The organism is Serratia sp. root2 (genome assembly GCF_031931805.1).
In the GTDB taxonomy this organism is placed as follows: domain Bacteria; phylum Pseudomonadota; class Gammaproteobacteria; order Enterobacterales; family Enterobacteriaceae; genus Serratia; species Serratia inhibens.
In genome coordinates, this window is sequence record NZ_JAUJXB010000001.1 from 2,805,756 (window position 1) to 2,817,854 (window position 12,099).

Below are 12,099 nucleotides of genomic sequence, written 5' to 3' on the forward strand. Positions count from 1 at the left end.
TTCGGATTACATGCAGTTAACCACGCATAAATAAATGCAAAATGTCAGCGCCCGTTCATGTTTGTCATATTGTTAATGGAACGGGGATTTATAATACGAACAGTCAGTTACGGGAGATACGATGCGCAGACTACCTTTCCTTGCCGGTGCGCGTGGGCGCCTGCTGATGTTCAACCTGCTGGTAGTGGCGGTGACGCTGATGGTCAGCGGCGTGGCGATCGTCGGCTTTATGCATGCGGGCAAGCTGCAGGAACAGGTGCAGGCGCAAACGCTGAAAGAGATGAACGGCAGCATGGCGCTGAGCCGCGATACGTCGAACGTCGCCACCGCCGCCATCCGGCTTTCGCAGGTGGTTGGCGCACTGGAGTACCAGAGCGAATCCGCCCGGTTGAAACAGACCCAGTTGGCTCTGCAGGCATCTCTCAACCGGTTGGCGGACGCCCCGCTGGCCCACAGCGAGCCGGCGCTGGTCAAGCGCATCATCAGCCGCAGCAACGCGCTGGAAACCAGCGTCACCCGCATGCTGGAACTCGGTCACGCGCGGCACCTGCAACGCAACATCCTGCTCAGCGGGCTTTACCAGACACAGAGTACGCTGCGGCATATCACCAGCCTGAGCCAACGCGACAATCTGGACCAGCCTTCGCAACCGCTGCTCGGCCAGATTGACCGGCTGTTGGCGATCGCCATTCAGACCCCGACGCCCAAGGCGGCCGCCCAGCAACTCGACAGCGTAATGATCTACTGGCCGCAGCACAGCTCGAATGCATTGGTGGATGAGAAAATGCGCCAGTTTCGCGCCAGCGAACAACGCCTGTTGCCCGAAACGCTGGAACTGGAGCAAAGCGACCTCGCCCTGGCCTATTATACCTACCATATCAAAGCGTTAGTCGAGATGCTCAACGGCGACATCAACCTGTACGTGCAAAAGGTGGCGAACGAGTCGGAGCTGCGCACCCATCAGACGCACCGAGAACTCAGCTCCATCAGCGTATTTATCGGCCTGTTCGCCCTGCTGGCGTTGGTGATCACCGGCTTCGCCGGGCTGTATATCTACCGCAACCTCGGTTCTAACCTGACGGCGATCGCCAACGCCATGACGCGGCTGGCGCGCGGTGAGCGTGACGTCAGCGTGCCGGCGCTGCAACGCCGCGATGAACTTGGCGAACTGGCGCGCGCTTTCAACGTGTTTGCCCGCAATACCGCCTCACTGGAACAAACCTCTCGCCTGTTGAAAGAAAAAAGCACCCAGCTGGAAACCACTTTCCTGGCGATGCGCGACGGTTTTGCACTGTTTGATAACGACGGGCAGCTGGTGGTGTGGAACCCGCAATACCCGCTGCTGCTGGGGCTGAACGAACACCAGTTGCACCGCGGCCAGCACTACCGCGAATTGCTGCAACACGTTACGCCGCCACGGGGCCAGCGCTGGGAAGCGGTACTGGCCAATCTGTCCAGTGAACTGCCGCAGCCGCAGGAGCTGCGTCTGGATGACGGTCGCACCGTCGAACTGCGTTTCAGCCCGGTGCCCAACCGCGGTGTGGTGAACGTGGTGTTGGAACGCACCGAGCGCAAGGCGCTGGAAGAGGCGTTGCTGCACAGCCAGAAAATGAAGGCGGTCGGTCAACTTACCGGCGGCCTGGCGCATGATTTTAACAACCTGCTGGCGGTGATTATCGGCAGCCTGGAACTGACAACCGGGCAAACGCAGGACGCGCAAACCGCACAACGCATCGCCCGCGCGCTGAAAGCCGCCGAACGCGGCGCGCAACTCACTCAGCGGCTGCTGGCGTTCTCACGCAAACAGGCGCTGCACCCTCAAGCCATCGCGCTGCGTGCACTGGTGGAAAACCTGCAGGAACTGCTGCGCCATTCGCTGCCCGCCACCCTGTCGTTGACCATAGAGGCACAACAGCCCGGCTGGCCCGCGTGGATCGATGCCAATCAGTTGGAAAATGCGTTGATCAACCTGGTGGTCAACGCGCGGGATGCGATGGAGGGCCGCAGCGGGGTGGTGAAGATCCGTATTTATAACCAGCGAGTGGTGCGCAGCAGCGGCAAAAAACAGGACATGGTGGCGCTGGAAGTGATAGACGCCGGTTGCGGAATGTCGGAAGAGGTCAAGGCGCAGGTGTTCGAACCCTTCTTCACCACCAAGGCGGTCGGCAGCGGCAGCGGGCTTGGCCTGTCAATGGTTTACGGTTTTGTCCGCCAGTCCGGCGGGCGGGTGCAGATTGAAACCGCACCGGGCAAGGGCACGCTGGTGCGTTTGCAGTTGCCCCGTGCGCCCATGCAGGCGGTAACGGAAACGCCGCTGCAGCCGCTCGACGACAGTGACGGCACCGATAATCTGGTGCTGGTACTGGAAGATGAGAACGATGTGCGCCACACGCTGTGCGAACACCTGCACCAGCTCGGCTACCTGACGCTGGACAGCGCAGACAGCCAGGAAGCGTTGGCGCTGCTGCGCCAGACGCCGGATATCGCGCTGCTGATAAGTGACCTGATGCTGCCGGGCGAACTGAACGGTGCGCAGGTGATTGAGCAGGCGCGGGAGATCAATCCCCACCTCTGCGCTCTGCTGATCAGCGGCCAGGACATGCGCCGCCACTCTCGGGGAGATCTGCCTGAGGTTGAGCTGCTGCGCAAACCTTTCAGCCAGCGGCAACTGGCGCTGGCGCTGCAACGGGCACGACGAAGAAACGCGGCCGGCGACGCAATTCAGAGGGAATGAGGCGATTTTTCGCCTCTGATTCGTTATCATGCCGCCCTGCTTTTGATGAACAAGCGTGCCGACTGCACGCCCAGCCAGGGACAACATTATGCTGTGGTTTAAGAATTTGATGGTTTACCGTTTGAGCCGCGAAGTTGCGCTAAACGCGGATGAAATGGAAAAACAGCTCAGCGCTTTTGCTTTTACCCCTTGCGGCAGCCAGGACATGGCGAAAACCGGCTGGGTCTCCCCAATGGGTTCCCACAGCGACGCATTGACGCACGCGGTTAACGGCCAGATCGTCATCTGTGCGCGCAAGGAAGAGAAAATCCTGCCTTCGCCGGTCATCAAGCAAGAGTTGCAGGCCAAGATTGAGCGGCTGGAAGGCGAACAACACCGCAAACTGAAAAAAACCGAGAAAGACGCACTGAAAGATGAGGTGCTGCACAGCCTGCTGCCGCGCGCCTTCAGCCGTTTCAATCAGACCTTTATGTGGATCGACACCGTCAATGACCTGATCATGGTTGACGCCGCCAGCGCCAAACGCGCGGAAGATACCCTGGCGCTGTTGCGTAAAAGCCTGGGTTCACTGCCGGTGGTGCCGCTGACCATGGAAAGCCCGATCGAGCTGACGCTGACCGAGTGGGTGCGCTCCGGCGAGCTGCCGGCCGGTTTTATCATTCAGGATGAAGCGGAGCTGAAGGCGATTCTGGAAGATGGCGGCGTGATCCGTTGCAAGAAGCAGAACCTGATCAGCGACGAAATTGCGGTGCATATCGAAGCCGGCAAGCTGGTGACCAAACTGGCGGTGGACTGGCAGGAACGTATCCAACTGGTACTGGCGGACGACGGCTCGTTGAAGCGCCTGAAGTTTGCCGATGCGCTGCGTGAGCAGAATGACGATATCGATCGTGACGACTTTGCCCAACGTTTTGACGCCGATTTTATCCTGATGACCAGCGAACTGGCGGCGTTAATCAAGAACACCATCGAAGCCCTGGGCGGCGAAGCGCAGCGTTAAACACACAAAGGCGCAAATCACTGCGCCTTGCTCTACATACGCCGCTTTTGCAAAACAAACAGCATACCCAAATCAATTGGAGTTGCAGCCAGGCGGCAAGTGCGGGACAAATCGGCCGGGAACAGATTTGAACGCTGCTTACAGCGGCCCCAAAAGGGATGAGGCCCACGGATGGGCCGAATATATGCACGCAGCCAACAACGCTGCAGCCTCAAGTAAGAAGGGTATGGATTACTAGCTTAAGTAACGGCACAGATAGGCGGTAGCGTCAGCCACCTGCAGGTTGAACTCACTGTGAGCCGGTACGAAGAACTTCTCACCCGGCATAAACACCTGCCAGTCCGGCGAGCCCGGCAGCAACACTTTCAACGCGCCGGTAATCACGGTCATCTCTTCCGGCTGGGCGGTGCTGAAGGTGTACTCACCCTCTTCCATCACACCGACGCTGGCAAGGCCGATGCTGCTACTATCGAAACCGATAGACTTCACTTTTCCGGCAAAATACTCGTTCACTTTCAGCATAGACTGGCACCCGCATAATCAACTTTATGAGAAATCCATATTGGGGGATTGCGGTTGATCTGTCACTGGTTTTTCACGCGAAATGCGATCGTGGCGCAGAGTAAAATTCTGCCCGGCGATCCGTCGTCAGCCTTCCGTTCTGAATCCGCAACAAAAATAGCGCCAGGCCACCGCCGGACAGTCAGCGTCATGGCATTTTATTAGTATTCGAATCAGATAATTAACTCAGCGGCCGGCAAGATCAATGCGCACGAAGTGCGCCTTCAGCAAAAGGCAAAAAAGAAACCGGCATCGCGCCGGCTTCCGTAGGGTACAGGTTAATCTTCCAGCGCCGGATCCTCGTAGCGATGCTTGGCGTCGAGCGCTTCCTGCTCGGTTGCGTGCTCACTGAGCAGCGTATTCGGCTCAATGTCGTCGGTGCGCACCTCAAAACGATGCATATGCAAGCTGGGGTCGCCCCGGTCAACTTCGACCACCCGAGCGGTTCTCGGATAGCCTGGTCGGTTATTTTCGCGCATGCTGTTCTCCCGTGTGAATCACACAGGGTTAAGTATAGCAGCCGAGTTTATGCCGACACGCGTGACCCCAGATCGCGATCGCCATGTTCGCCTTCCAACAGCTGCGTCAGCTCATCGCAGGCACAGATCTTGCCGTCGCGTACGGTGAAATGCGCCAGCACCTTGACCAGGCTGCGGCCACCGTCGCGCTTTTCCACCCGCACCTGATGGTGCGTCAGTACCGTCTCACCCTGTCCGGCGACGGCGATAATTTCCAGCGCCATACTGCGGGTGAGCTGCTTCAACAGGGCCATATGCTGCATAAATTGCGCATAATCGAGTACTTTGCCGTCCACCTGCTGGCGGTAATCTTCGCTGAACAGTTCAGCTATCAGCGCCGGCTGGTGTTGCGAGCCGGCTACCACCCGCTGCAAGGCGTCGAGCACCACGGCTATTGAGGGATTTTCGTTCATAGAGGATCTCCAAAAATGATATGACACGGGGATCCTAGCGGAAACAAGCAATGGCATAATAACCGTACCTGGACTTTTTATACCGGTAATCGGCCAATATGATGATCCTGCACAGCGAACGGCTTTTGCATGAGAAAAAACATCTCACTCCCTGGCATCACCATGCCGACGGGCAGATCTATCTGTTAACGCACGGCATGATGGCCCTGGAAACCGCAGGGAGGCAATGGGCAATGACCGCAGGCAGTGTCGGCTGGTTGCCGCCACACTGCGCACACCAGGCGTTGGCCTGCGGTAACGTGGCGGGCTGGATCCTGTATCTGGGGGAACAACGCGGTACGACGCTGCCAGAATCTCCCCGGCTGAGCACCGCCTCAGCGCTGATTCAGGCGCTGGTCGAGCGTATCGCGCAGTTTGCCGGGCAGCCGCTGAATGCATCGCAACAACGGATGTTGCAGGTATTGCTGGATGAAATGCACGTTCATGAAAGCCCCCCGCTGCAACTGCCGCTGCCGCAAGATACGCGGCTGTTGAAAATCGCCCGCGCACTGCTGAACGAACCTGCCGGAGAGCGCACTCAGCGTGAATGGGCCGACTGGGCCGGATTGAGCGTCCGCACCCTGAGCCGCCGTTTTATCGGCGAAACGGGCGTGACTTTTTCACGCTGGCGCCAGCAAGCCAGGGTGCTCCGCTCGCTGGAACCGCTGTCGCGGGGGGAGCCCGTCGGCCAGATTGCCGGTGACTGCGGTTATGACAATGTCAGTGCCTATATCGCCGCCTTCCGCGAACGTTTCGGCACCACGCCGGGAAGATATTTTACTCAGCGCCCTTTGGCAGCAGCGCCTGACGCGCCGCGTCGAGAAACTGTTCCGACAGCTCATCGCCGCGAGTAGCCCGCGCCAACGTCAACGCCCCCACCAGCATCGCCATCTGTACCAGAGCCTGCTGATGCCGCTGCTGTTCATCTTCCGATGGCGACAGCGATTCCAGCCGCGCCAGCATCGCTTTTGCGCCGCTCAGGTAGGCCTGGTGTACGGGTTTATCGGCCCCTTCCCGCGCCACGTCGCCGGCTAGCGCGGTGACCATGCAGCCTTCGGCGGGACAGTCCCGGTGTTTCACGTCCAGATAGTTGTCAACCAGGGTTTGCAAAGTGTGTTTGCCGGGCTGGCCGCTCAGCGTCTCCCAACGTTGGCCTGATTCCTCCGCCGCTCTGCGGCTGGCTACCGCCGCCAGCTCATCCTTGGAGGCAAAATGACCATAGAAACCGCCGTGGGTCAGCCCCACCGCCGCCATCAGGTCATTAACGCTGACGCCGTTCAGGCCACGTTCACGAAACAGTTGTGAAGACACCCGTTCAATCGCCTCGCGATTGCGTTCCATTTGTTGCTTTGATACCCGCGCCATGGTGTTTTCTCCTTATCAATCGGGCATCATCTTAGGCCATCCGCTGGCCACGCTCAATGATGATGCCCTTCATCAAAAGATTCAGGCGCGCGGAATGCGCAGCGCGGAAAAACTGTCGCTGTCACCGCCCTGCGCCCGCGCCAGCGTGTCGGCAATCTGCCGGTGAGGCGTGCCGGGATCGATAGCGCTTACCCGATCCAGTCGCGCCACTTGCTCTTCGCTCAGCGTCAGGCTGAGCGCCGCCAACGTATCGTCCAGCTGCGCTAACGTGCGCGGCCCCAAAATGGGGATCAGGCTGGTGCTGGAGTGCGCGGCCCGGTTACGCAGCCAGGCAATGGCGATATGGGACGGTTGGGCGCCGTGTTCCTGCGCTATTGCCAGCACTTCATCCAGCAGCGCGGTATCTTTCTCGCGATGCACCAGACGCCCCAGTTCGGTCAGCCGCCCGGCGTTGCTGTGCCGATATTTACCGGTCAACAGGCCACCGCCCAGCGGTGACCACAGCGTAGCGGCCATCCCCAATGCTTCGGCCATCGGCAACAGTTCGCGCTCTGCGGTGCGTTCCACCAGGCTGTATTCCACCTGAATGCCGGCGATGCGCGCCCAGCCGCGCAGCTCGGCCAGGGTATCCGCCCGGGCAATACGCCAGGCCGGGAAGTTGGACAGTCCGGCATACTGAATCTTGCCGGCGCGAGTCAGATCGTCAAACGCACGCACAATCTCCTCCAGCGGGGTCAGATTGTCGGAGAAATGCGCCCACAGCAGATCGATACGATCGGTTTTCAGGCGTTTCAGGCTGGCCTCCACCGAGGAAATCATGTTTTTACGGCTATTGCCGGTATGCGCAATACTGGCTTGCGGCGTCGCGCCCAGCGTGTATTTGGTGGCGACGACGAAGCGATCGCGTTCGGCAGCGATAAATTCCCCCACCATTTGCTCCGACTGGCCAAACTGATAGGCATCGGCCGTATCAATGAAATTGCCGCCGGCGTCGACGTAACGATCGAATACCTGCCTGGCCTCTTCTTTTTCCGAGCCGTAGCCCCAGCCGGTGCCAAAGGTGCCGGTGCCCAGAGCCAGTTCGGCAACGCGCAGGCCGGTGTTGCGGCCAAAGGTGGTGTATTTCATGCAGAGCCTCGCAATCAGCTTGAGTTAAACATTATAAATGATGGATGACATTCATTTATATATGTCACTCATCATTTATAAAAGCAAGCGTGATTTGTCGTAAGACCGGAAAAACCAGAGGAGAAAACAGAGTATTGGGCACAACCCACTGTGCCCAAAGGAGAAACTGCGGTGGGTTATTTTACCGTTTCGCGCTGCAGCGCCGAGAGGATTTGTTCGACCACCTGTTGTGGGCTGCCGGTGCCATCCATGACGAAGTGCGCGGCCTCCTGATACAACGCTTCACGCGCCGCCAGCACTTCAAGCATTTCTTCGGCAATCGGGCGGCCGGTGAGCGTTGGGCGCTGCGCGTCCTGCGGATACTCTTCCAACCGCTGCGCCAACACGCCCGCAGGCGAACGCAGATAAATCACGGTGCCGTGCTGGCGCATGAAGCGACGATTCTCTTCCGCCAGGATCACGCCACCGCCGGTGGCAACTACAGTTGACGGCTGAGTTACCCTTTGCAGGGCAATGCTTTCACGGTGGCGAAAACCCAGCCAGCCTTCATGTGCGACCATTTCCGCCACGCTCATTTGCGCGGTCTGCTGCATATACAGATCGGTATCGGTGAATTGATAGCCCAGTGCCTGCGCCAGCGCGCTGCCCACCGTGGTTTTACCGGCTCCGCGAGCGCCTACCATGAAAATGGTTTGTGTCATTACGGGTTGTCCCTTATACGGTGACTTGAGTGCATTTGTACGCCTGAAAATCGGCGCGCAGATCGTGCGATGGCGTGGTTGCTTGCATCATACCGCCATCAGCCTGTATTTCAATATTTACGACAGTGTAAATTCCATTGCACAGCGGCTGCCAACGCCCCATCCCTGCTCCACCTCCTCCGCCAGCCGTTGCCGCAGCGGCGGGGTGAGCCGATCGGCTGTGATCTGCCGGAATCCTAACCGCTGGTAGTAAGGCGCATTCCAGGGCACGTCGATAAAGGTCGTCAGCGTCAGGCGCTCCGCGCCCTGCAATTTGGCCTGTGCGGCAACCTCGGCGATCAAACGCCGGCCAATGCCCCGCCGTTGCCAGTTAGCGGCCACCGACAGCTCGGCGATGTGCCAATCCTGCTGTTGCGGCAATATGGCGATAAACCCGGCCGCCTCACCCGACGCACTTTCAGCCAACCATTCCCGCTGGTGCTGAATAAAATCAGCATGCTGTTGCCGGCTCATCACCGGGCCATCGGCAAGAAAACGCCACGCCGGTTGCTGCAGAAACAACTGTGCCGCCGAGCGCTCAATGGCGATCAACTGGGTGATATCCTGCGGTTGCGCTAAACGAACAGGCAGACTCATCGGGTTCTCCTTAACGGCCGGGGGCTGTATAACCCAACGTCGGTATCGATGCGCAGGCCGCCAGAGGTCCTGCGTACCGGTAGCCACGTTTGGCGTTATTCGTTATTCAACTGGCTCCAGTAGGTGCCTGAGAAAGGTAACGGCAAAAATTGCTGGTATAGCTGCTTAAAGGTCTGCTGCGGATTGATGTCTGCAAACAGATCCGGATAGAAGGCTTTGGCGAACATCTCGACCGCCACGACGTGATACGGGCTGAGATAGAAGTTATGCCAAATACTCCATGCCTGGTGATTCTTTATCGCTTTCAGGTTGGCGAGCATCGGCTGTTTTTGCATGATCATGCGGAAGCTTTCATCAGCCTCTTGCTGGGTAACCAGCGGCCCAAGGCGCAGATCGGAAAAACGCTTGCCCTCTGGCCCGGCCATGCCGGTGGCGATGTAGATGTCGGGATTGGCAGTCAGGATGGTTTCCGGATTCAGCTCGCCGTACACGCCCTTGATGCTGGCATTGGCGATATTGTCACCGCCGGCAAAGGCCAGCAGATCGCCAAGATTGCCGTGCGCCGCAGTGGTGCAGCAGGTTTCGCGCCGTCCGAGATGCAGGTGCAGCATCACCTTGGGTTTGGGCCCCTGGTAGCCGGCCAAGCGCTGCCGGATCACCGCCATATGCTGCTGATAGAAATCGATGAACTGCGCCGCGCGTTGCTGGCGGTTGAGTACCTCGCCCAGCAGACGGACGCTCGGCACGGTATTGTTCAGCAGATCAACCCGTAAATCGACGTAAATTACCGCAATACCGGCCTTGTTCAATGCCGTTAGCAGAAAATCACTGTCGCCCTCTTCGCGCGCGTAACGCGCCAGGATCACCAGATCCGGCTTCAGTTGAATCAAGTTTTCGACGTTAACCTGGCGGCAATTGCCCTTGCTGATGGAAGGGATCGCCTTGATCTGCGGGAATTTTTGCGTATAGAGCTGCCAACTTTGCGCATCGTAACGTGCCATGTCTTCCGGCCAGCCGACCACGCGCTGGGCAGGATTACCCGGCTCCAGCAGCGCCAGGGTATACAGCATGCGGCTTTCACCCAATACGATGCGCTGCGGGTTATCCGGCACCTTGACCTGTCGGCCTGTAATGTCGGTGACCATTTTCGCCTGAGCGCTAAAAACGCCGAGCAACAGGGAAAGCAGCAGTAAAACGAAAGGATTGCGCATGAGTGGGCCGGGGGCAGCTAAAAGATGGGTGCATGATAATTACTCTCATTAACAGTTTCAATTGATAACGCGCGCAGCGCAGGACAAATCCGCTGAATCACGGTGTTTCGGCGCCGATAAATGCAAAACCGCGGTAAATGTGGTTTTCTATAGTAAAAAACCGGCCGATAAACCGATAAAAATGGCGGGATGGGGAAAACCAGAGGAGTACAGATGAGCCAACGTATTGTTTCGCTAACCGAATGCCCGCAGTACAGCGATGTTTGCGCCGCATGGGCCTTTGGCCAGTGGGGCTCACAGCGCGGCGGGTCGCTGGAGCGCACACTCCAGCGTTTTACCCTGTGCGCCCAACCGAGCGAAGACTATGTCACCCTGTTAATACTCGATGGCGAACGCCCGCTGGGCATGGCCAGCCTGTGGCCGTGCGACGATCATCAACGAAGGGATCTTTCCCCCTGGCTGGCGGGGGTTTTTGTTCACCCTGACCACCGGCGTCAGGGCATTGCGCAGCGTCTGGAAGAGGCTATCGTGCAGTTGGCCCGCCAACGTAACCATCCCGTCTTGCACCTGATCACCGACAAATCAGAGGCTTTGTATGCAGGCTGGGGCTGGCAAACTATCGAACGCCGCCGGCAATATGATGGCGAAGTGGTGGTAATGAAGAAAAAACTGTAGCTAACGCGGCGTGCAGATATACACCAATGCCGGCGGGAAGTTACGCACCACTCGTACCCGCTTCCAATGAAAATAGCGAGACAACAGTTTTTCCGACAGGTGGCTGTACTGGAACAACACCAGAGTGCCGCCACGTGCTCGCAACCGCTGCTGGGCTTGCTGCAGAATACGTACGCTGATTTTAAGCGGGATGGACAGCAGCGGCAGGCAGGAGAACACCACATCATAGTCGCGGGCCATCTCTTCTGCGGAACGGTCCATAACGTGCAGACGGCGATCGTCAATCTTGCGCAACTGATGCACAAAATTAGGCTGGATCTCAAACGCCTCGAGCGAGGCATCGGCACGCATGCGTCCCAGTATGCGTTTGGTGAGCACGCCATCCGCGGCGCCCAGCTCGGCAATCGACAAGGCGCTTGTCCATTCGATCTGATTCAACATCGCCTGACACAGCCAGGGGGAAGAAGGCGCCAGGGTGCCAATGGTGCGCGGTGAAGCCATAAACTGCTGGAGATAGGAAAAATGGTTCTTCAGTTGCAACCGTGTCGCATTTAACATTGGGGCCTCCGTTGGGTTGAGTAGCCACCAATCTGCCCTCAATTTCTTAAGTATTCATTAACATGAATCCGAAAGCCATCGAAACAGTTGTAATAAAATGCGACCAGCGGGTGCCAAAAACATGAAACGGTTGCAGCAATAATCTTAGGGTAATCAAACGATAGCATTACCGGTCAGATTATCTTCCGCAACCGTTTATTTTATCGGCCACCTGGCGGTGGCCAAATAATTATCTTCAACCCGCTTTTTAACGATAAATTTCTGCATTACCGCGCCAGTTGCTGGAATCTCCCGGGGTGTCCAGGGCGATAATACGGTAATGGCTTGCGCCATCCGCCGCGGCTTTTTCTTTCAGCGCATGAACCGCGTCGCCCGGTGAACCGCTGATGCCGGAAACCGACACCACACCGATGCTCTGCAGGTTGCTTGCCTGCTCGCTGTCAATCTGTTTTACCGCTGACAGTGGCGCGGCGAAAGAAGAAAATGAAGCGGCTGCGATTAGGACTGCTGCGAGACCAGGTAATAGTTTCATGATTAACTCCAGATGTTTTTTGTTTATT

General features: G+C 57.9%; 14 protein-coding genes. 4 read left to right on the forward strand and 10 right to left on the reverse strand.

Annotation, left to right across the window (positions count from 1 at the left end; genetic code table 11):
• The first annotated feature begins 121 nt into the window (after nucleotides 1–121).
• The gene (locus QZQ97_RS13010) at nucleotides 122–2,734 is read left to right on the forward strand and encodes an ATP-binding protein (protein WP_311993730.1); all 2,613 of its coding nucleotides are present in this window, start codon (nucleotides 122–124) and stop codon (nucleotides 2,732–2,734) included.
• Between the two features lie 88 nt (nucleotides 2,735–2,822).
• Nucleotides 2,823–3,734 (forward strand): recombination-associated protein RdgC, encoded by a 912-nt coding sequence (rdgC, locus tag QZQ97_RS13015; RefSeq protein WP_006321205.1) that lies wholly within the window; start codon nucleotides 2,823–2,825, stop codon nucleotides 3,732–3,734.
• A gap of 234 nt (nucleotides 3,735–3,968) precedes the next feature.
• Here the strand turns inward: rdgC and ppnP are convergent, their stop codons facing one another.
• From ppnP to QZQ97_RS13030, 3 genes are all read right to left on the reverse strand, one after another.
• Nucleotides 3,969–4,256 (reverse strand): pyrimidine/purine nucleoside phosphorylase, encoded by a 288-nt coding sequence (ppnP, locus tag QZQ97_RS13020; protein WP_004949189.1) that lies wholly within the window; start codon nucleotides 4,254–4,256, stop codon nucleotides 3,969–3,971.
• Between the two features lie 317 nt (nucleotides 4,257–4,573).
• The gene (locus tag QZQ97_RS13025) at nucleotides 4,574–4,774 is read right to left on the reverse strand and encodes a YaiA family protein (RefSeq protein WP_311993731.1); all 201 of its coding nucleotides are present in this window, start codon (nucleotides 4,772–4,774) and stop codon (nucleotides 4,574–4,576) included.
• 47 nt (nucleotides 4,775–4,821) lie between these two features.
• A complete protein-coding gene (locus QZQ97_RS13030; RefSeq protein WP_311993732.1) occupies nucleotides 4,822–5,226 on the reverse strand; it encodes a nuclear transport factor 2 family protein in 405 nt (134 codons plus the stop codon).
• A gap of 98 nt (nucleotides 5,227–5,324) precedes the next feature.
• Here QZQ97_RS13030 and QZQ97_RS13035 point away from each other — a divergent pair, with 98 nt between their 5' ends.
• On the forward strand, nucleotides 5,325–6,119 hold the full coding sequence (locus tag QZQ97_RS13035) for an AraC family transcriptional regulator (protein WP_311993733.1): 795 nt from the start codon (nucleotides 5,325–5,327) through the stop codon (nucleotides 6,117–6,119).
• Here QZQ97_RS13035 and QZQ97_RS13040 read toward each other — a convergent pair.
• The 5 genes from QZQ97_RS13040 to QZQ97_RS13060 form a co-directional block, all read right to left on the reverse strand.
• Complete coding sequence (locus QZQ97_RS13040) at nucleotides 6,043–6,630, reverse strand: TetR/AcrR family transcriptional regulator (protein ID WP_311993734.1); 588 nt, start codon at nucleotides 6,628–6,630, stop codon at nucleotides 6,043–6,045. The genes QZQ97_RS13035 and QZQ97_RS13040 overlap by 77 nt on opposite strands.
• An 81-nt stretch (nucleotides 6,631–6,711) precedes the next feature.
• Nucleotides 6,712–7,758: an aldo/keto reductase gene (locus QZQ97_RS13045; protein ID WP_311993735.1), complete on the reverse strand. Its 1,047-nt coding sequence runs from the start codon at nucleotides 7,756–7,758 to the stop codon at nucleotides 6,712–6,714.
• 176 nt (nucleotides 7,759–7,934) lie between these two features.
• The gene (gene aroL / locus QZQ97_RS13050) at nucleotides 7,935–8,459 is read right to left on the reverse strand and encodes a shikimate kinase AroL (protein WP_311993736.1); all 525 of its coding nucleotides are present in this window, start codon (nucleotides 8,457–8,459) and stop codon (nucleotides 7,935–7,937) included.
• Nucleotides 8,460–8,576: 117 nt separating this feature from the next.
• Nucleotides 8,577–9,095 carry a GNAT family N-acetyltransferase gene (locus QZQ97_RS13055; RefSeq protein ID WP_311993737.1) on the reverse strand — a complete coding sequence of 173 codons (519 nt, stop codon included), beginning with the start codon at nucleotides 9,093–9,095 and terminating at the stop codon, nucleotides 8,577–8,579.
• 95 nt (nucleotides 9,096–9,190) lie between these two features.
• Nucleotides 9,191–10,306, reverse strand: coding sequence for an ABC transporter substrate-binding protein (locus tag QZQ97_RS13060; RefSeq protein WP_311993738.1), 1,116 nt, complete (start codon nucleotides 10,304–10,306; stop codon nucleotides 9,191–9,193).
• A 213-nt stretch (nucleotides 10,307–10,519) separates the two neighbouring features.
• On the opposite strand from QZQ97_RS13060, the gene QZQ97_RS13065 reads away from it, so the two are divergent.
• Nucleotides 10,520–10,981 carry a GNAT family N-acetyltransferase gene (locus QZQ97_RS13065; protein WP_311993739.1) on the forward strand — a complete coding sequence of 154 codons (462 nt, stop codon included), beginning with the start codon at nucleotides 10,520–10,522 and terminating at the stop codon, nucleotides 10,979–10,981.
• Here the strand turns inward: QZQ97_RS13065 and QZQ97_RS13070 are convergent, their stop codons facing one another.
• Both QZQ97_RS13070 and QZQ97_RS13075 read right to left on the reverse strand, forming a co-directional pair.
• Nucleotides 10,982–11,539, reverse strand: a complete 558-nt coding sequence (locus QZQ97_RS13070; RefSeq protein ID WP_311993740.1) for a class I SAM-dependent methyltransferase — start codon at nucleotides 11,537–11,539, stop codon at nucleotides 10,982–10,984.
• 247 nt (nucleotides 11,540–11,786) lie between these two features.
• Nucleotides 11,787–12,071: a YdgH/BhsA/McbA-like domain containing protein gene (locus QZQ97_RS13075; protein ID WP_311993741.1), complete on the reverse strand. Its 285-nt coding sequence runs from the start codon at nucleotides 12,069–12,071 to the stop codon at nucleotides 11,787–11,789.
• Between the last annotated feature and the right edge of the window lie 28 nt (nucleotides 12,072–12,099).

What these genes read in the sequence shown, in the direction of transcription:
- aroL (WP_311993736.1), bottom strand. Translation starts at nt 8,459, where the DNA reads ATGACACAAACCATTTTCATGGTAGGCGCTCGCGGAGCCGGTAAAACC.
- ppnP (WP_004949189.1), bottom strand. Translation starts at nt 4,256, where the DNA reads ATGCTGAAAGTGAACGAGTATTTTGCCGGAAAAGTGAAGTCTATCGGT.
- QZQ97_RS13075 (WP_311993741.1), bottom strand. Translation starts at nt 12,071, where the DNA reads ATGAAACTATTACCTGGTCTCGCAGCAGTCCTAATCGCAGCCGCTTCA.
- QZQ97_RS13035 (WP_311993733.1), top strand. Translation starts at nt 5,325, where the DNA reads ATGATGATCCTGCACAGCGAACGGCTTTTGCATGAGAAAAAACATCTC.
- QZQ97_RS13065 (WP_311993739.1), top strand. Translation starts at nt 10,520, where the DNA reads ATGAGCCAACGTATTGTTTCGCTAACCGAATGCCCGCAGTACAGCGAT.
- QZQ97_RS13030 (WP_311993732.1), bottom strand. Translation starts at nt 5,226, where the DNA reads ATGAACGAAAATCCCTCAATAGCCGTGGTGCTCGACGCCTTGCAGCGG.
- rdgC (WP_006321205.1), top strand. Translation starts at nt 2,823, where the DNA reads ATGCTGTGGTTTAAGAATTTGATGGTTTACCGTTTGAGCCGCGAAGTT.
- QZQ97_RS13010 (WP_311993730.1), top strand. Translation starts at nt 122, where the DNA reads ATGCGCAGACTACCTTTCCTTGCCGGTGCGCGTGGGCGCCTGCTGATG.
- QZQ97_RS13025 (WP_311993731.1), bottom strand. Translation starts at nt 4,774, where the DNA reads ATGCGCGAAAATAACCGACCAGGCTATCCGAGAACCGCTCGGGTGGTC.
- QZQ97_RS13070 (WP_311993740.1), bottom strand. Translation starts at nt 11,539, where the DNA reads ATGTTAAATGCGACACGGTTGCAACTGAAGAACCATTTTTCCTATCTC.
- QZQ97_RS13040 (WP_311993734.1), bottom strand. Translation starts at nt 6,630, where the DNA reads ATGGCGCGGGTATCAAAGCAACAAATGGAACGCAATCGCGAGGCGATT.
- QZQ97_RS13045 (WP_311993735.1), bottom strand. Translation starts at nt 7,758, where the DNA reads ATGAAATACACCACCTTTGGCCGCAACACCGGCCTGCGCGTTGCCGAA.
- QZQ97_RS13055 (WP_311993737.1), bottom strand. Translation starts at nt 9,095, where the DNA reads ATGAGTCTGCCTGTTCGTTTAGCGCAACCGCAGGATATCACCCAGTTG.
- QZQ97_RS13060 (WP_311993738.1), bottom strand. Translation starts at nt 10,306, where the DNA reads ATGCGCAATCCTTTCGTTTTACTGCTGCTTTCCCTGTTGCTCGGCGTT.